This is a genomic window from Thermoanaerobaculia bacterium, assembly GCA_035260525.1.
Lineage (GTDB): Bacteria > Acidobacteriota > Thermoanaerobaculia > UBA5066 > DATFVB01 > DATFVB01.
The window spans coordinates 1-19,056 of record DATFVB010000093.1 but is presented as its reverse complement, the minus strand read 5'-3'; the positions used below and the strand labels follow the sequence as shown (position 1 = coordinate 19,056).

Genomic DNA, 19,056 nt, shown 5'->3' with positions numbered 1-19,056 from the left:
CCGCCGCGTCCGCGGTCATTCCGCCGCCGACGATCAGGTACTTGCATGACCGATTCATCGTCCGCCTCCGACGAGCAGGATAATCGAACGCCGGGTCGCCGGCCTCTCCTGCCGGGGTTCGCGGAGCCGCGCGACGGTCTGCGGAGCCTCGCGGCTCTCGGGAAGGACGGCGAGAGCGTCTAAGGACGCCCTAACCGGGTCCGCGCGTGAACACGATGCGGAAGCCGCCCCCCGTCTCCGTCTCCGTCTCGTGCGAGAACCCGAGCTGCCTCATCACCCCGTACAGCGGCATCGGCTCGAACGGCGCGATGACGACGAGCGATCCCCCTTCGGGCACCGTATCGGCGGCCGCGAGGATCTCGTTCAACGGGTCGCCCCCCGACTGCAGGATCGGGCGAACGTCGAGAATGCGGTCCGGCGCGCTCATCGGACGGGCAGGCTCGATACGAACGTCGGCCGCGACGGACGGAGCTCCGGCTCGGCGGTCCGGAGCGCTGTGGGCGGCGCGGTCTTCGCGCGCATCGTCTTGTAGAGGTTGACCGTGAAGAGCACGAGCGCGAGGACGATCAGGACGCCCATCCACGATCCGGCCTGGTAGAGCCGCGCGTGGAAGGCCGCGGGATACTGGAGGAGCCGCATCGCCACACCCGCGAGGATCAGCGCGTACGTCGCATACGCGAGCTTCGCCGACCAGAGCGACTTTCCGGAGAAGACCGGCAGGATCCGGAAGCTCATCCCGACGATGATCATCGTCACGAAACCGATCGTGAAGACGTGGCGCGCGGCGTCGGCCCACCAGAGGTTCTGCGCGGGAAACACCGTCGTGCGGGCCACGACGATCGCGCCGAGCTCGAGGACGGCCCAGAGCGTCAGGCAGACGAACGCGGCCCGGATCGCGAAGAGCGGGTTCCCGCGCGGAACGAGCGCCGGGAGCTTCGGCCGCGTGAGGAGCTTCGCCCCGACGACGAAGACGATCGCGGCGAGCGCGACGCCGGCCATCCCCGCGTCGCGCAGGAGCGCGGCGGCGGGGTTCGAGAGGCCCGGGATCCACGCCGCGAGGAACGCCGCGACGCCGATCGTCTGGAGGACGAGCGCGGCCCGGGCCGGCCCCGCCGGCGGGGCATTCAGGCCGAGGAAGAGCGCGACGACTCGGTACGCGAAGGCGAAGACCCATCCGAGAAGGAAGCCGTAGAGCGCGACGAAATAGAACGGCTCGACCAGGGAGGCGGGCAGGGCGGTTTCCATGTGCCCCGCGAGCCACACGCTCTGGAGCGCGTTGAAGACGAGCGCCGTGACGAAGAAGCCGGTGCCGAAGCCGAGCAGCGCGAGGAACGGGTCCTTCTTCCCGTACTTGCCGGCGGGAGCGCGGCGCGCGAGGTCGGCGACGAAGACCGCGAAGAGGCATCCCGCCGCGAGCTCGGCGACACCCGAGACGAGCGACGCGCCGCGCCCGACCGGCGCCATGTTGAACGGCTGCCCGAAGTTCCGCAGGAGCACGCCGCCCGCCATCAGCCAGAACGCGAGCTTGGCGAATCGCGGCGGCCCGCCTCCGATGCCGGTGATCCGCGGAAGCGCGTGGAACGCGATCCCCATGAGGAAGAGCGCCGCGAAACCCAGGATCTGCGTGTGCGCGTGGATCTGCCGGTGCGAGAACGGCACGTCGCCTCCCGCGGCGATCCGAAGGAGATTGATCATGCCGGTCGTGGCGCCGAGCGTGAGCGTGAGAACGATCGAGCCGACGATGAACTCCGGCGCGAATCCGCGCGCCGGCGGCTTCTGCGCGGCGGGAAGCGGCGCGGGCGGGCCCCTCCGGGCTTCCCGGCGCGGCTCGCTCGCCGCGGCCGCCCGAACGTCGGCCATCAGCGGGTCGAGCGGGATCCGGTGCACCGTGGCGAACCAGCCGAGCGGCTCGTCCGGCCCTTCCTCGCCGCCGCAGTCGGTCAGCCCGTGCTCCTCGAGGACCGCGGCGGTCGACGGGAACCGGCGGACGAGCTCGCGGATCGACATCGACGGCATGACGAGCTCTCCGGCGGAAGACGCGGAAGCGTGAGCCGGCCGCGGTTTTTCCGAAGCGCTCCGCTTCCTCGACGCGACCGCGTCGATGTCGGTCAGAACCTCCTCGAGCGGGACGCCCTTGGCGCGGCAGGCCTCGTTCAACGGGTGCTGCCCGCCGCAGCAGGTGTCGATCTGGTATGCCGCGAGCACCGGCCGGATCTCCGGCATGGCCTCGAGCAGCTCCTTCACCGGCCGGTTGGGGTCGACGCGGTGGGGCGTTTTCGTGCGAGGAGGCTCGGCCCGGGGGACGACGTGGCCGATCTCGGTCAGGACCTCTTCGAGGGCGACGCCGCGCGCGCGGCAGGCTTCGTTTAACGGATGCTGCCCGCCGCAGCACGTGTCGATGTCGAAGGCCGCGAGCACGGGCCGGATTTCCGGCATTTGCTCGAGCAGGTCCTTCACCGGAACGTTCGGGTCGATCGTGGCCATTCGGTCCTCCGGACATGAAAGTACCGTGCCGGGACGGCCGCGGATATGACGTTCGTCATCCGAATGGTCCATTTTTCACCGTCATCGCCGGACACCCGCCCGTCCGGGTACCGGTCTGCGCGTCGAAGGCCGGATGCCATACGGGCCCAAATTAAAGAGCGCCGCGAGGCGGCCATCGGCTCCGGGTCGCCACCGCGCCGCCGGACGAGCGCACGGACACGATGCCGATCACCGGCTCCGGAATCCGAGCTTTCGCGCGACGAATCTCTGATCCGCATCGAGCGTCAGGAACGCCAGCTCGTGCGGGTCCGGTGAGAGGTAGAGCGCGCACGCCACGTGCCAGAGATCCGCTCCGCGGAGACGCCGGACCGCAAGAGCCCGGGAAATCTCCGCCGTCATCCGCCGCGGCGGCTCGACGAACGAGATCCGGCGAAGGTGCGCTTCGGCCGCCTCGCCCTCCACGTTCTCGCGGGCGACCGCCGACCGGAACTCCGCTTCCAGCAGGCCGCCGGCGAAAACAGCGCCAAAACGCGCGAGGCGACGGCGCAGCCTCTCGGCGCCGGGGTCTCCGAGCGCGATCGCCACGAGAACGGAGGTGTCGACGTACGAACGATTCAATCGCGCGATTCGAGAAATCGCTTCAAGGCGCCCGGCCTTCGGGCCAGGACGGGAAAGGGCTCTCCCGCCGGCGGGGAAAGAGGAGCGGGCCGGATGGCGCCTTCCGCGGTCAGCCGGTCGATGCGCTTACCCAGGGTTTCCCGCCGCGGCTTCTCCGCAACGGGAACGAGCTCGACGGCGTCCTTCCCGTGGACCGTCAAAACGACCCGAAATCCGGCGCGCGCTTCGCGAACCGCCTGTGACAGTTTCGCCTTCGCCTTGTACACCGGATAGACTCTTTCCTTCATCCTGCAAGCTTAGACCAACCTGACCATTTTGCGCAATGAACGCTCTCCCGGGCCACGGCACGGCGCCGGGCTCGTGACGGCGCTCAAAGGGGCCGGCCGGGCGCCTTCAGCGCCGGAACGGCTCCGGGCTCAGGCCCGGTATCTGCGGCGGCCGCGGACCGCGGACCGGCTCCCAGAAGCGCGTCGAGATCACTTGCCAGCGCCCTCCACGCTTCTGGAAGAACTGCATCTCCCGGACGCGCCGCGGCGGACCGCCCGGCTCGACGGTCGACGACGCCTCCGCGTCCTGCTCGACGGCCGCCAGGTCGGGCGCGAGCAGCCTCACCCTCTCCCCCGTCGGCCGGAACGCCGGCCGTCCTCCGCGCCACAGGTATTGCCCGAGGAACCGCTCGACCCCCGCACGGCCGCGGATCCGCCATCCGGCGGCGTTCTCCCAGTCGGTGTCGTCGGAAAGCGCCGTGGCGTAGTTGCGCGCGTCACCGCGGTTCCAGAACGAGTTCATCGAGTCGACCGCCTGCCGGAGGTCGTGCTCGTCGGGAGACGCGAACCGCCCGCGCCGCCGCGGCTGGGCGCTCGCCGCTGAGCCGAAAAGAAAAAGCAGGACCGCCGGAATCGCCAGTCGTCGCATGCCCGCACCTTCCTCCCGCCCGAATTCGGGCGAACGGAAGGAATACGTGCAACGGTTGTGCCGGGATGGACGGCCGCGGACGCACGCAGATTCTAGCGGTGGCTTCGTTTCGCCACTGGCGCGAAACGTGAGTCACGCGGCCATTGAGGCGACCGCACGCACGCCAGTGCGCACCTCTCCTCCGGACTCCCCGTCGCGAGCGGCTGCCGCGGGTTCGCGAACTCCCGTCGTCAGCGGCAGCGCCGCCGGGTGGCCGTCGACTCCTGGAGCCGCCCGCCGAGCGCCGACCTGTCGCACGAGCCAAAAATGCGCCGGGCGGGCCAGGCCTTCGGCCCCCCTCACCCGGCCGCCTGCAGCGGCCACCCTCTCCCGCCGGGCGAGGGGAAGTCGGCGGCTTCGCTTCGCTCGCGGCTCCATGTGGGCGGCCACACGTCAGGACCCGCGATTCTCCCGCTCGCCTCCTTCGTCCCGCGATCTTCGAGCGCAACAGAAATCAGTCGCGGCGCGTAGCGCCGCTTCCTCCCAGACACCCCGAGCGAGCGTCTGCCCGAGGTTCGCGATTTCCAGCCGCGAGCGGCGGCGGGTGGCGCGGCGCGATTCCCTCTGCGAGCCGATCGCCGCGCACGGGCACCCGTAACCCTGTCCTCAGCACGCGCCGATCGGGCGCAGAGGGGCGCGCCGCGTCAGGACCCGCGACTTCCCCGCTCGCCTCCTTCGTCCCGCGATCCCGCGGCTGCGCGAGCTACGACTCGATTCCGGCGAACAGGTCCGTCGAGATGTAGCGCTCCGACGTCGAGGGGAAAACGCAGACGATCAACCTTCCCTGGTTGTTGGGCTCCTTCGCCAGCTCGACGGCCGCGTGCGCGGCCGCGCCCGAGGAAATTCCGGCGAGGATCCCTTCCTCGCGGGCGAGACGGCGCGCCATGACGAGCGCCTGGTCCGACGAGACGGAAAACGTCCCGTCCACGAAGCGCATGTCGAGGTTCTTCGGGATGAAGCCGGTGCCGATCCCCTGGATCTTGTGCTTCGAGTGCGTGCCGCCCGCGATGACCGGCGATTCGGCGGGCTCGACGGCGATCAGTTTCACCTGGGGCTTCCACGCCTTCCAGACCCGGCCGACGCCCGTCAACGTGCCGCCCGTGCCCACCCCCGCGACGAAGATGTCCATGTCGCCGTCGGTGTCGTTCCAGATCTCCATGGCGGTCGTCCGCTCGTGGATCTCGGGGTTGGCGGGATTCTCGAACTGCTGCGGGATCACGCCGCCGCGATCCTTCGCGATCTCCTCCGCCTTCGCGATCGCCGCGTTGACGCCTCCCGCGGCCGGAGTGAGCACCACCTCGGCGCCGAGGAACTTCAGGACCTTGACGCGCTCCTTCGACATCGAGTCGGGCATCACGAGCACGCACGAGTAGCCGCGCTGCGCCGCGACCATGGCGAGCGCGATGCCGGTGTTGCCGCTCGTCGGCTCGACGATCGTCGACTTCGACGCGTTGCGCGGGTCGAGCTTTCCGGCCCGCTCGAGGGCGGCGACCATCGCGACCCCGATGCGGTCCTTCACGGAGTGCGCCGGATTGAAGAACTCGAGCTTGGCGGCGACCTGGGCGACCGCGCCCTCGGTGACGCGATTGAGACGCACGAGCGGAGTGTTTCCGATCAACCGGGTGACGTCGCTGGCGATTCTCACGAGAGCACCTCTCCCCAATAAAAAGAGCCCGGTGAATCCGGGCTCGCGTTCGCAACGTTCGGCCGCGCCCGGTCGCTACGGGAGTGCGCAACAACAGGAACACGCGCGGAGGGCCGGCACGAGGCAAGCATAGAAAAGATTGCGGTATTGTCAAGGGAGGCGCGCTCCGGCGCGCCGCGAGAAGGAGTCGGTTGGCCAAAAGCACGGCGATGTGGAGGAGCCTCGGGCGGGAGGAACCGATCCGCGCCGACATCTACGGCCCCGACCGTCTCGAAGCGGAGGCCGAGCGCCTCGCGTCCCGCCACAAGAAAGTCTCCCGCCGCTCGCGCCGCCAGCTCCTTCGCCGGCGGCTGGAGGAGAGCGACCGGGAGCTGCGCGCGATCCACGAGTCGATCGTCACGGGCGCGCGGCGGGGCGAGCCGATCTCCCCCGCCGCCGAGTGGCTCCTCGACAACTTCCATCTCGTGCTCGACCAGATCCGCGAGGTCCGCGAGGACTTCCCGCGCAAGTACGAGAAGGAGCTGCCGCAGCTCGCCGAGGGGGAATGGCGCGGCTACCCGCGCGTCTACGCGATCGCGATCGACGTCATCGCGCACACCGACAGCAACCCCGACATGGAGACCCTCCGCCGGTTCCTGACCGCCTACCAGCGCGTCACGCCGCTCTCCATCGGCGAGCTGTGGGCGGTGGCGATCGCCCTCCGGATGGCGCTCATCGAGAACCTGCGCCGGCTCGCCGGACGCATGGAGGTCGCCCGCCGCGACCGCGCCAAGGCGGACGCGCTCTGCGACCGGGTCCTCTCGGCGATCGACGCGGCCGCGCCGGGCGAGCGCGAAAAGACGGCGGAGGCGATCCTGCGAACGCCCGAGCGGCGAGCGATCGTCGTCAACCCGACGTTCGCCGTGCGCGTCATGCAGCGCCTCCGCGACATCGACCCCGCCCTCGCGGCGGCGCAGCGATGGATCGAGGAGGGGCTCGCCGAGCAGGGCCTGACGACCGACGCGGCGGTCCACGCCGAGCACAACCGGCAGACGACCGCCCAGGCGACGATCGCCAACATCATCGCGAGCATGCGGCTCTTCTCGCAGACGGACTGGGCCGGCTTCTTCGAGTCGGTCAGCCTCGTCGAGAAGATCCTCGCCGAAGACCCCGCCGGCGCGCACCGCCGGCAGGACTTCGCCACCCGCGACCGGTACCGGCACGTCATCGAGGCGCTCGGCCGCCGCGACGGCGAGCGCGAGTGCGACGCGGCGCGCCGGGCCGTGGACCTCGCGTCCGCCGGCCGGACCGATCCGGAACGGCACGTCGGCTGGTACCTGGTGGACCGGGGACGCGACGCGCTCGAGCGCGCCGTCGCGTACCGGCCGCCGCCGGCGGAACGAGCCCGGCGCGTCGTTCTCCGGCATCCGACGCCGTTCTACCTCGGAGCCATCGCGGCGGTCGCCGGGCTGCTCGAGGTCGTGGTCGTCCGCTACGCGGCCGCCTCGGGCGGGCGCGCGGGGCTCGTGGCGGCGACGGCGCTCCTCGCGCTCCTGCCGGTCTCCGAGCTCGCTCTCACGCTCGTGAATTTCGCCGCCACGCTCCTCTTCCCCCCGCGGCTGCTGCCGAAGCTCGAATGGAAGGACGGCATCCCTCCGGAGTTCGAGACGCTGGTCGTCGTGCCCGCGTTCCTCGAGGACGCGGACGGAATTCGCGAGCTCCTCACGGGTCTCGAGATCCGGTCGTACGCCAATCCCGATCCCCGCCTGCGCTTCGCGCTCCTGACCGATTTCCCCGACGCGGCCGAAGAGACGATCTCGGGCGAGGAAGCTCTCGTGCCCCTCCTCGCCGAGGGGATCCGGCAGCTCAACGAGAGGGCCGAGACGCGCCCGCCGGAAGGGGGCGACCGATTCTGGCTCTTCCACCGGCGGCGGGTCTGGAACGCCACCGAGCGGAGATGGATGGGATGGGAGAGGAAGCGCGGGAAGCTCACGGAGCTCAACCGCGCTCTCCGCGGGAAGGGGCCGACGACTTTCGACGTCGTCCCGGCCGAGCCGGCGGCACTCGCCCGGATCCGCTTCGTCCTGACGCTCGACGCCGACACGCGGCTCCCCCGCGATTCCGCGCGGGCGCTCGCCGGGACGCTCGCGCATCCGTTGAACCGTCCGCGCCTCGACGCGCGGACCGGCGTCGTGCGCGAGGGACACGCGATCGTCCAGCCGCGCGTGTCCGTGTCTCCCGAGAGCGCGAACGGCTCCGCCTTCGCGCAGATCTCCTCGGGCCACGCCGGCATCGACCCGTACACGACGGCGGTCTCCAACGTCTACCAGGACCTCTTCGACGAGGGGAGCTTCACCGGAAAGGCGATCTACGACGTCGACGCGTTCGAGGCGGCGCTCGCGGGGCGGATCCCGGAGAACGCGCTGCTCTCGCACGACCTCTTCGAGGGAAGCTTCGCGCGGTCGGCGCTCGCGACCGACATCGAGGTCTACGAGGACCACCCCTCCTCCTACGACGTCTACACGCGCCGGCAGCACCGTTGGGTCCGCGGGGACTGGCAGCTCCTGCGCTGGCTCTGGCCGCGCGTCCCGGGGGAGCACGGGCGACGCCGCAACGACCTCTCGCTTCTCTCGCTGTGGAAGATCTTCGACAACCTGAGGAGGAGCCTCGTGCCGCCCGCGCTCCTCCTCTGGCTCGCGGCGGCGTGGCTCGTCCTCCCGGGGTCCCCGTTCGTCTGGTCGGCGCTCGCGGTGCTCACGATCGCTTTTCCGATCGTCTTCCACCTCGCGGAAGGGCTCTCGATCCATCCGCGCGGCGTGCCGTGGACGAGCCACTTCTGGACCGTCTGGGGGGACGCGATGGACAACTGCGCGCGGTTCGCGCTCCGCGTGGCGTTCCTCCCGCACCTGGCGATCCTTTCGCTCGACGCCGCCCTGCGGGCCACGTGGCGGCAGTTCGTCTCGCATCGCGGCCTGCTCGACTGGACGACCGCGGCCGCGTCGGAGCGGACGAGCGCGCGCTCGATTGGCGGCTATTTCCGCCGCATGGGCGCGGGGTGGGTCCTCACCGTGGCGCTCGCCGGCGGTGTGGCGTACTTCGCGCCGGCCAACCTCGTCGCGGCGTCTCCCTTCCTGCTCCTGTGGATCGTCGCGCCGGCGCTCGCCGCGCAGCTCTCGCGCCCGATCCCCGACGCGCGCGCCGAGATTCCCGCCTCCGAGCGCCGCGAGCTTCGCGAGATCGCGCGCCAGACGTGGAGGTACTTCGACCGCTTCTGCGGCGCGGCGGAGAACGGCCTGCCGCCGGACAACTACCAGGAGGACCGCGACCCTCTGATCGCCCACCGGACGTCGCCGACCAACGTGGGGCTGGCGCTCCTCTCGACCCTCGCCGCCCACGACTTCGGCTACGTCGGGACCGGCGATGCGATCGAACGGATCGAGCGGACGCTCGACGGCCTCGAGCGGCTCCCGCGCCTGCGCGGCCACTTCTACAACTGGTACGACACGCTCGCGCTCGCGCCGCTCAACCCGCCGTACATTTCCTCGGTCGACAGCGGCAACCTCGCCGCATGCCTGATCGCGCTCGAGCAGGGCGCGGAGTCGCTCGCGGAAAACGACGCGGACGACGGCGCGTGGCGCGACGGCCTCGGCGACGTCGTGCGCCTCGTCGAGAAGGAATTCGAGAAGGTGCCCCCCTCGGGCGTGCGGACGGAAGCGGTGCCGGTGCACCAGCTCCGCGAGCAGATCCGGAAGCTCTCCGAGGTCGTCGCCGCCGAACGCGACAGGGAGACGTGCCTCGCCGAGCTCGCGCGGCTCGGCGGGGAGATCGCCGACGGGTTCGCGGCGCTCGCGGCGGAGCACCCCGAGATGGAGATCGCGGATCTCCGGGGGTGGCTCGCCGATCTTCTCGCGCAGGTCCAGTCGCACGCGCGCGAGCGGCGAGCGCCGGAAGGGGCGGCGAACCGGCCCCCTTCCGGCCCCCCGCTTGCCGCCGATCCGCCGTCGCCCATGGCGGAGGCCCCGCCCGACGTCGGAAAGACGTCGAAGGACGTCGGAAAGACGTCGAAGGACGCCGGAAAGGCGTCGAAGGATGCCGGCCAGGCGTCGGAGAAGGCCGGCCAGGCGTCGGAGAAGGCCACCCGAAGCGAACGACTCCGCGCGATCGCGCGTCGCGCGGACGCGCTCGTGCGCCAAATGGACTTTCGCTTCCTGTTCGACCCGGACCGGAAGGTCTTCTCGATCGGCTTCAACCCCGGCCTCGGCCGCCTCGACCCCTCGTACTACGACCTCCTCGTGTCCGAGGCGCGGCTGACGAGCTTCCTCGCGATCGTCAAGGGGGACGCGCCGACCGAGCACTGGTTCCGGCTGCAGCGTCCGTTCACGCTCGCGGCGGGGCGGCCGATCCTCCTCTCCTGGTCGGGAAGCATGTTCGAGTACCTGATGCCGCTCCTGCTCCTGCGCTCCTATCCGGGGACGCTCCTCACGTCGACGTGCCGCAACGCCGTCGCGGCGCAGGTGCAGTACGGCCGCGGCCGCGGCGTCCCGTGGGGCGTCTCCGAATCCGCGTACAACGCGCGCGACCTGCACATGAACTACCAGTACGGGCCGTTCGGCGTGCCGGATCTCGGGCTCCGGCGGAGCGCCCCGGACGAGCTCGTCGTCTCCCCCTATTCGACGTTCCTCGCGCTGCTCGCCGATCCCTCGGGCGCCGTCGAGAACCTGCGGCGCCTCGCGGACGAGGGAGCGCGGGGACCGTTCGGCTTCTACGAATCGGTCGACTACACGTCGCGGCGCCTCCCGCCCGACGCCACGCGCGCCGTGATCAAGGCCTACATGGCCCACCACCAGGGGATGACGCTCGTCGCGCTCGACAACTACCTGCACCGCGACGTCATGCGGGAGCGCTTCCACGCGGATCCCGCCGTCCAGGCCACCGAGCTCCTCCTGCAGGAGCGGATTCCGCGCAACACCGCCGCGCTCGCCGGCTCGATCGTCGCTCAGGTCTCGGCCGGCCGGGTCGTCCGCGAGGAGGCGTCGATCCCCGTCCGCCGGTTCGAGTCCCCCGACAGCTCGACGCCCCGCACCCAGATCCTCTCCAACGGCAGCTACTCCGTCCTCATGACGACCGCCGGAGCGGGAGAGAGCCGGCGGGGAAACCTCGCCGTCACGCGCTGGCGCGACGATCCGACGACCGACGCGTGGGGGTCGTGGATCTACCTGCGCGACGTGCGGAGCGGCACGAACTGGTCGGCGGGTTACCAGCCGACCGTCCGCCGGCCGAGGCGTTTCGAGGCGCGCTTCTCGGAGCACAAGGTCGAGCTCTCCCGCTCCGACGAGGGGATCGAGACGACGATGGAGATCATCGTCTCCTCGCAGGACGACGCGGAATACCGCCGCGTGACGCTCGCCAATCCGGCGGGGCGTTCCCGAGACGCCCGGGACGTCGAGGTGACGAGCTACGCCGAGATCGTCCTCGCGCCGCGCGCGGCGGACCTCTCGCACCCCGCCTTCTCGAAGCTCTTCGTCGAAACGGAGTGGGTCGGCAACGCCCTTCTCGCGCGGCGGCGTCCGCGCTCCGGCGAGGAGGCGCCCGTCTGGGCCGTCCACGTGCTCTCCGTCCGGGGGACGACGCTCGGCGCCGTGCAGTACGAGACCGACCGGGCGCGGTTCCTCGGCCGCGGGCGCTCGCCCCGCGCGCCGGCGGTGCTCGTCGAGGACCGCCCGCTCTCGAACACGACGGGGGCGGTGCTCGACCCGATCTTCTCGCTCCGGCAGCGGATCCGCGTCGGCCCGGGTGAGACCGCGCGGCTCCTCTTCTCGACCGGCGTCGCCGACTCGCGCGAGGCGGCGATCGCGCTCGCCGAGAGGTTCCAGGACCCGCGCCTCTTCGACCGCGAGGCCTCGCTCGCCTGGATGCGGTCGCAGGTGCTGCTCCGGCATCTCGACATCACCGCCGACGAGGCGCAGCTCTTCCAGCGGCTCGCGACACGCCTCTTCTACGACGACCCGAGCCTGCGGCCCCCGCCGGAGCTCCTCTCGAAGAACGTCGGGTCGCAGCGCGGACTCTGGGCGCACGGAATCTCCGGAGACCACCCGATCGTCCTCGTGCGGATCGGGAGCCCGGAGGAGACCGAGCTCGCCCGTCAGCTGATCCGCGCCCACGAGTACTGGCGGTTGAAGGGGCTCTCCGTCGATCTCGTGATCGTCAACGACGACCCCTCCGGCTACTTCCAGCCCGTGGCGGAGCAGATCCAGCGGCTGATCGGCGCCTCGCCGTCTCAGGCGCTCGTCGACAAGCCCGGCGGCGTCTTCGTGCGCCGCGGAGACCAGATCTCCGAGGAGGACACGATCCTCCTCCAGACCGCCGCGCGCGCCGTGCTCGTCGGGGAGCGGGGAACGCTCGCGGAGCAGATCGAGCGCGCCCCGTCGCTCGATACGGCGGCCGCCCCGCTCACGCCCGTCACGGCGGCGCCGCCGCCGGCGCCCGCTCCCCCGCCCGAGCCGAGGCGGCTCCTCTTCGCCAACGGGATCGGCGGCTTCTCCCCCGACGGCCGCGAGTACGTCGTCACGCTCGCCGAAGGCCAGTACACGCCGTGCCCCTGGATCAACGTCGTCGCCAACGACCGGTTCGGGTTCCTGGTCAGCGAATCGGGCTCGTCCTGCACCTGGGCCGAGAACAGCCAGGAAAACCGCCTGACCCCGTGGTCGAACGACCCGGTCACCGATCCCGCGGGCGATGTGCTCTATCTCCGCGACGACGACACCGCCGAAGTGTGGTCGCCGACCGCCCTCCCGATCCGCGGCCCCGAGGCGTACGTCTGCCGCCACGGCCAGGGATACAGCGTCTTCGAGCACCGGAAGGGGACGATCGCGGCCGAGCTCCTGACGTTCGTGCCGGAAGAAGATCCGGTGAAGATCTCGCGCCTGAGGCTGACCAACCGCGGCACCTCGGCGCGCCGCCTCTCCGCCGCGCATTACGCGGAATGGGTGCTCGGGGTCGACCGGGGCACAGCACGCTACGTCGTGACCGAGCACGATGAACGAACCGGCGCGATCTTCGCGCGCAACCCGTACGACGCGGACTTCGGCGGGCGGATCGCGTTCGCCGCCCTCCATGCGCCGGGCGCCCGGGGCGCCTTCACCGCGGACCGCCGCGAGTTCCTCGGGAGAAACGGAAACGTCTCGGATCCCGCGGCGCTGCGCCGCACGACGCTCCTCGGCCGCGCGGGCGCGGGCCTCGATCCCTGCTCGGCGCACCTCGCGTCGTTCACGCTCGCGCCGGGAGAGACGCGCGAGATCGTCGTCCTCCTCGGGGAGGCGGCGGATCGCGGCAAGGCGGCGGATCTCGTCGAGCGCTATCGCGATCCGGCGGCGGTCGAGGCCGCGCTCGAGGCCGTGAAACGCTCCTGGGACCGGCTCCTCGGCGGAGTCACGGTCCGCACGCCCGACCCGGCGCTCGACCTCCTCGTCAACCGCTGGCTTCCCTACCAGGCGATCTCCTGCCGGATCCGCGGCCGCACGGCGTTCTACCAGTCGAGCGGGGCTTTCGGCTTCCGCGACCAGCTCCAGGACGCGCTCGGCGTCGTCGCGCTGGCCCCCGGAGAGGCGCGCCGGCTCATCCCCCTCTTCGCGTCGCGCCAGTTCCTCGAGGGGGACGTCCAGCACTGGTGGCACCCCCAGAGCGGACGCGGCGTTCGCACGCGCTGCTCCGACGACTACCTCTGGCTCCCGTTCACCGTCTCCCATTACGTCGAGACGACCGGCGACGACGCGCTCCTGGACGAGAGCGTCCCTTATCTCGAGGCGGCGCCGCTTTCGGCCGACGAGGTCGAGGCGTACCAGGAGCCGAAGGTCTCGGAGATCCGGGAGAGCGTCTACGCCCACTGCCTCCGCGCGCTCGACCGGTCGACGGCCGTCGGCCCCCATCGGCTGCCGCTCATCGGCTCGGGCGACTGGAACGACGGCTTCAACCGCGTCGGGATCGAAGGGAAAGGTGAGAGCGTCTGGCTCGGATGGTTCCTCCACGCGACCCTGATCCGCTTTTCGGCGATCGCGGAGCGCCGCGGCGACGGAGCCCGCGCGGAGCGCTATCGCCTCCGAGCGGCGGCCCTGAAGGCCGCGATCGAGGAGCACGCCTGGGACGGCGACTGGTACCTGCGCGCCTTCTACGACGACGGCACGCCGCTCGGCTCGGCGCGCGACGCCGAATGCCGCATCGACTCGCTCGCCCAGACCTGGGCCGTGCTCTCGGGGGCGGGCGACCGCGTGCGCGTCGAACGCGCGATGGTCGCCGTCCACGAATACCTCGTGCGGCGCCAGGACGGGCTGATCCTCCTCTTCACGCCGCCTTTCAACACGACGCCGAAGGACCCCGGCTACATCAAGGGATATCTCCCGGGAATCCGGGAAAACGGCGGGCAATACACGCATGCGGCGGCCTGGACGATCATGGCGTTCGCGACACTCGGCCAGGGAGATCTCGCCGGAGAGCTCCTCGCGCTCGTCAACCCGATCGCGCCGACGAGCACGCGCGCGGGACTCCACCGCTACAAGGTCGAGCCGTACGTCACGGCGGGGGACGTGTACTCGGTCGAGCCCCTCACGGGGCGCGGAGGGTGGACCTGGTACACCGGCTCGGCGGGATGGCTCTACCGCGCCGCGACCGAATCGGTGCTCGGTCTGAAGATCGAGGGGACCGGGTTCCGCGTCGACCCCTGCATCCCGCGGCGCTGGCCGCGCTTCGAGATCGAGCTTCGCGACCACGACACGCTCTATGCGATCACCGTCGAGAACCCGCACGGAGTCTGCCGCGGCGTGCGCGAGGTCATCCTGGATGGAGCGGCGGTTCCGAACGGCGCCGTGCCGCGCCGGGGCGACGGGAAGCGCCACGACGTCCGGGTCGTTCTGGGCGACTGAGCGGCGCTCCCCGCGGCGTCCAATCCGATAGCATCGGCGAAAACGAAGGAGGGAAACGATGGAAGACCGGGCCCCGAACCACCAGGACGCGGAGATCGTGCTGCGTCTCTTCGACCTGCGCCGCGAGACGAAGCTCCGCGAGGCGCGCGGCTGGATGGGGAGCTTCTATCCCGACTCCGCCAAAGAGCTCTACGACGCGTACATGTCCTCGGACAATTACCTGCGGATGGTCGCCGGCTACTGGGACATTGCGACGTCGCTCGTGAACCTCGGCGTCGTGCACCGAGGGCTTTTCGTCGAGGCCGGCGGCGAGGCGTTCTTCGTCTGGGCGAAGATCGGCGAGTACGTCCCGGGGTTCCGGGACATGACGGGCAACCGCGGGTTCGCCGCCAACGTCGAGCGCTTCGTCCGCGAGACCCCCGGCGGACAGGAGCGCGTCGCCGGGATGCGCGAGTTCCAGAAGAAGATCCGGGAGGAGCGGCAGGCGCGAAAGCCGTGATGGTATCCTCCGGCGCCGTATGAAGACCTTCCGCCTCGCGATCGTCCCCGGAGACGGAATCGGGGTCGACGTCACGCGCGAGGCGGTCAAGGTCCTGGACGCGCTCCCTCCGGGGACCGCGCGCTTCGAGAAGGTCTTCTTCCCGTGGAGCGCCGACCACTACCTCGCGACCGGCGAATCGCTCCCGAAAGGCGCGTTCGACGACCTCTCGGCCCACTACGACGCGATCTTCATGGGGGCGTTCGGCGACCCGCGCGTCCCCGACATGGCGCACGCGCGCGACATCCTGCTCGGCGCCCGGTTCGTGCTCGACCTCTACGTGAACTACCGACCCGTGCGCTGCCTCGCCGAGCGCCTGAACCCGCTGAAAAACGTCCCCGCCTCCGCGATCGACTTCGTGATCTTCCGCGAGAACACCGAGGGCTCCTACGCGGGAAGCGGCGGCAACTTCAAGAAAGGCACTCCGGACGAGGTCGCGCTCCAGGAGGACATCTCGACCCGCAAGGGCGTCGAGCGGATCGTCCGCCACGCGTTCGAGCACGCGAAGGCGCGCGGAAAGACGAAAGTCTGCATGTCGGACAAGTCCAACGCGATGCGCTTCGTCGGCGACCTCTGGCAGCGGACCTTCCACGAGGTCGCCGCCGAGTTTCCCGGGATCACGCCGTCGCACCTCTACGTCGACGCGTTCGTGATGCAGATGGTGAAGGACCCCGGGCAGTTCGAGGTGGTCGTCACGAACAACATGTTCGGCGACATCACGACCGACCTCGGCGCGGCGCTCCAGGGCGGGCTGGGGATGGCCGCGTCGGGCAACATCCACCCGGGCCGGGTTTCGATGTTCGAGCCGGTGCACGGCTCCGCGCCGAAGTACGCCGGCACGGGCCGGGCGAACCCCTTCGGCGCGATCCTGACCGCCGCGCTGATGATCGAGCACCTCGGTCTCGCCGAGCCCGCGCGCGCGGTCGAGAGCGCGGTCGTCGGCTGCCTCGAAGCCCGGGAGTGCACCGCCGACGTCGGCGGGACGCTCACGACCGAGCAGGCCGGCGACGCCGTCGCGAACAGGATCGCGCGCACCTGAGCGCACCCGGGCGAAGTCGAAACTTGCGCTCGAATCCCATCGACGATCGGCAACGGGTGACGCCCAGTCGGAGAAATCGTTTGAGCTCCGATTTCCGGATCGCCGCGATCCGGGATACCCTCCTTGTATCGGAGCCGTTAAACCCCGATCAAAGGAGGAATTGAATGAAAGACCAGAATCCAGGTATGCGGTTCGCCGTGGTCGCTGCGCTCGTCCTGGCCACGACTTCGCTGGCGAATGCCCAGGCCGCCCGAACATGGGTTTCCGGTGTGGGCGACGATGCCAACCCGTGCTCCCGCACGGCCCCCTGCAAGACCTTCGCCGGGGCGATTTCAAAGACCGCCGCCTGCGGCGAGATCAATACTCTCGATCCGGGGGGCTTCGGGGGCGTGATCATCACCAAGTGCATCTCGATCGAAGCCGAGGGAGGGACCGCCGGCGTCGCGGTGAGCGGCACCTACGGCATCATCATCAATGCCGGAGCCGCCGACACCGTCGTGCTGCGCGGCCTCGATTTCGAAGGCCTGGGGACGGGCCTGGCGGGCGTCAAGATCATCAGCGCTGGCGCGGTGCACATCGAAAACTGCCGGATCAACAACTTCGTCGGGAACGGTTCGTACACCGGCGCAGCCGTCGACGCCAGCCCGGGAAGCCCGACCACCAACCTGAAACTCTCGATCAAGGATACTGTTATCCGCGACAATCGGGGCTCCTCGACGTACGCGGTTCTCATCGGTCCGTCCACGGGGACCACCGTCAACGCTGTCCTCGACCATGTCAAGATCGAGGACAACTATGTCGGCCTGCGGGTCGAAGACGGCGGCACGGTGACCGTTCGAGACAGCTCGATCTCGAACAACCTGGGCCGCGGCGTCGTCGCGGCCAGCGTCGCGGATCCAGCCGTCCTCAACCTGGTATCGACGTCGGTTTCCGGAAATTTGTATGGCGTCGTTTCTCGAGGCACGCTGTCTCAGGTGCGGATCAGCCACGCCAGCGTGTTCGACAACGACAACGTCGGCCTGTATGAATTCCTCGGCGGAAAGATCGTATCTTTCGGCAACAACCAGGTTATCGGCAACGGCACCGACGGTGCGCCGACGTCGAAGGTCGCCCAACAGTAGAGCCGCGGGCGGGGTCCTTCCCTTCCCGTGCGAACGCGGGCGGCTCGAAAGGGCCGCCCGCTAGCTTTCCAGCGCCTGCTCGATCGTCACGACGTCGACCAGGCCCCGGCAGCCGAACAGCACCGGGAGGAACTTCTCCGGGGGATGCTTCCGTCTCAGCCTCGCCACGGTCTCGGTCCCCGCGCGGTAAGCCGGCAGGTACATCCGGCCCAGGAGCGGGTGCCTCCCCCACGCCCCGGAGAGCTTGTCGGCCCGCTCCTCGGAGACGAGGAAATCCCGGCGCAGCGCCGCCGCGACCTCGGACTGGGGAGCGCGCTCCTTCCAGGTCATGTAGGAAGACTGGTTCTTCGCGTCGTCCTGCAGCAGGGCGAGGAGAACGCCGATCTGGAGATCCTCGTCCGGCAGCTCGTCGAGGCTCTGCACGCCGTGAGCGATCAGGATCGCGTTGTTCGCGAGGCCTTCGTAGAGGCTCGCCGCGCGCGTGTTCATCGTCAGGACCGAGGCCTCGAAGCCGACTTCGCCGCGGACGTGGAGATTCTGGAGATAGGCGAACGTCGTGACGTGCCCGGGGACCACCTCGTGGCTGACGAGCTGCTGGAACTCCGGAACGCTGATCGAGAGCGACGCGTTGATCTCGTAGGTGGCGTCGTAGAGGGGCGTGCCGTCCGCCTTTCTCGCGCGGCCGAGATAGTTCATCGACCCGGAGAACCACGCGTTCTCGATCGGAAGGAATTTGATGTTCGCCCGCGGCACCGAGCGCAGCTCGGACGGCAGATACGGCAGGACGCGGGCGACCGTCAGCGCGTCGAGCTCCGAGATGAACGCCGACGCGAGCGCGGGGATCGAACGGCCCGGCACGAGCCGCTCGCGCCGCCAGGCGTCGACGGCCGACAGGAGCCCGTCGTTTCCGCTCGACGGATGGCCGGCCTTCGCGAGGAGATCGGCCACGCGGCGCCGTTTCTCCTCCGGTTTCGACGGCTCCGGCGCCTTTCCCGTCACCGCCGGGACGCAGCGCTCGTAGGGGACCGGCTCGCCGCGGCCCAGGAGCTCCTCGACGAGCTCCCACATCACCTCGAAGCAGCCTCCGAGGCCCTCGAGGTAAGCGCCTCGAAGCCCGCCGAGGCGCCGGCCGCGCGCCGAGACGGAGGAGATCGCCGCCGGCACGTCGACGGCGTCGAGATAGGCGTCGATCGCCGCGGCGTCGATCGTCCGGGACGAGACTCCCCCGGCCTTTCGCACCCGTTCGGCGGCCGGGTGCGTGTAGGCGGCCGGAAGCGGTTCGTCCGAATACCAGGAATCGGCGATGAACCGGCCGGTCCCCGACGGGCACATCACATCGCCGCCCCAGAGCGTGTCGATTCCGAGGATCGCGTCGGCGACGGATCGGTCAAGCGGATCGGACGGAGGAGTCATGGCGCACCTTTCTCGTGGAATTCCACCAGAGATACCCGCAGAGACCGGCGAAAAGAAGCGCCGAAACGCTCTGCGAGACGGCGTCGCGGTCGAAGAACGGCGTCTTGATCAGGTCTTCGCGATACCAGGGGAAGAGCCGCAGGGCGGCGCCGAAAACGCCTCCCAGCGCCCCTCCCGCCATCAGGCCCGAGGCGATCACCACCCCCCGCTCGCGCACGGTCGCGCCCCGGGCGCTCCCGAGCCGCTCCGACTTCTTCGTCACCCAGTGCGCGAGAAAGCCGCCGACGAGCGCCGGAGTGTTCAACTCCAGCGGCAGGTACATTCCGAGCGCGAAGATGAGGGCCGGGACT

12 protein-coding genes are annotated in these 19,056 nt (G+C 70.2%); 4 read left to right on the top strand and 8 right to left on the bottom strand.

What is annotated here, in order from left to right:
* Positions 1–190: 190 nt before the first annotated feature.
* The 6 genes from VKH46_04410 to cysK all read right to left on the bottom strand — a co-directional run bounded on the left by VKH46_04410 (position 191) and on the right by cysK (position 5,701).
* On the bottom strand, positions 191–427 hold the full coding sequence (locus VKH46_04410; protein ID HKB70062.1) for a DUF2249 domain-containing protein: 237 nt from the start codon (positions 425–427) through the stop codon (positions 191–193).
* Complete coding sequence (locus VKH46_04405; GenBank protein ID HKB70061.1) at positions 424–2,484, bottom strand: DUF542 domain-containing protein; 2,061 nt, start codon at positions 2,482–2,484, stop codon at positions 424–426. The genes VKH46_04410 and VKH46_04405 overlap by 4 nt, the downstream gene beginning before the upstream one ends.
* A gap of 228 nt (positions 2,485–2,712) precedes the next feature.
* The gene (locus VKH46_04400) at positions 2,713–3,102 is read right to left on the bottom strand and encodes a PIN domain-containing protein (protein ID HKB70060.1); all 390 of its coding nucleotides are present in this window, start codon (positions 3,100–3,102) and stop codon (positions 2,713–2,715) included.
* Entirely contained in the window at positions 3,099–3,389 is a 291-nt protein-coding gene (locus VKH46_04395; GenBank protein HKB70059.1) for a type II toxin-antitoxin system prevent-host-death family antitoxin, read from the bottom strand. Before VKH46_04395 ends, VKH46_04400 begins: the two co-directional genes overlap by 4 nt.
* Positions 3,390–3,495: 106 nt before the next feature.
* Complete coding sequence (locus tag VKH46_04390; protein HKB70058.1) at positions 3,496–4,017, bottom strand: nuclear transport factor 2 family protein; 522 nt, start codon at positions 4,015–4,017, stop codon at positions 3,496–3,498.
* A 742-nt stretch (positions 4,018–4,759) separates the two neighbouring features.
* Positions 4,760–5,701, bottom strand: coding sequence for a cysteine synthase A (cysK, locus tag VKH46_04385; GenBank protein HKB70057.1), 942 nt, complete (start codon positions 5,699–5,701; stop codon positions 4,760–4,762).
* Between the two features lie 191 nt (positions 5,702–5,892).
* Here cysK and VKH46_04380 point away from each other — a divergent pair, with 191 nt between their 5' ends.
* The 4 genes from VKH46_04380 to VKH46_04365 all read left to right on the top strand — a co-directional run bounded on the left by VKH46_04380 (position 5,893) and on the right by VKH46_04365 (position 17,293).
* Positions 5,893–14,595 (top strand): glucoamylase family protein, encoded by an 8,703-nt coding sequence (locus VKH46_04380; protein ID HKB70056.1) that lies wholly within the window; start codon positions 5,893–5,895, stop codon positions 14,593–14,595.
* A 58-nt stretch (positions 14,596–14,653) separates the two neighbouring features.
* The gene (locus VKH46_04375) at positions 14,654–15,094 is read left to right on the top strand and encodes a hypothetical protein (GenBank protein ID HKB70055.1); all 441 of its coding nucleotides are present in this window, start codon (positions 14,654–14,656) and stop codon (positions 15,092–15,094) included.
* Between the two features lie 19 nt (positions 15,095–15,113).
* The gene (locus VKH46_04370) at positions 15,114–16,172 is read left to right on the top strand and encodes a 3-isopropylmalate dehydrogenase (GenBank protein ID HKB70054.1); all 1,059 of its coding nucleotides are present in this window, start codon (positions 15,114–15,116) and stop codon (positions 16,170–16,172) included.
* A 164-nt stretch (positions 16,173–16,336) separates the two neighbouring features.
* On the top strand, positions 16,337–17,293 hold the full coding sequence (locus VKH46_04365) for a right-handed parallel beta-helix repeat-containing protein (protein HKB70053.1): 957 nt from the start codon (positions 16,337–16,339) through the stop codon (positions 17,291–17,293).
* 60 nt (positions 17,294–17,353) lie between these two features.
* Here VKH46_04365 and VKH46_04360 read toward each other — a convergent pair whose 3' ends face one another.
* Both VKH46_04360 and VKH46_04355 read right to left on the bottom strand, forming a co-directional pair.
* Entirely contained in the window at positions 17,354–18,706 is a 1,353-nt protein-coding gene (locus VKH46_04360; GenBank protein HKB70052.1) for a hypothetical protein, read from the bottom strand.
* The coding region (locus VKH46_04355; protein HKB70051.1) for an OPT/YSL family transporter at positions 18,681–19,056 on the bottom strand (376 nt) is incomplete at its 5' end. The genes VKH46_04355 and VKH46_04360, both read right to left, overlap by 26 nt.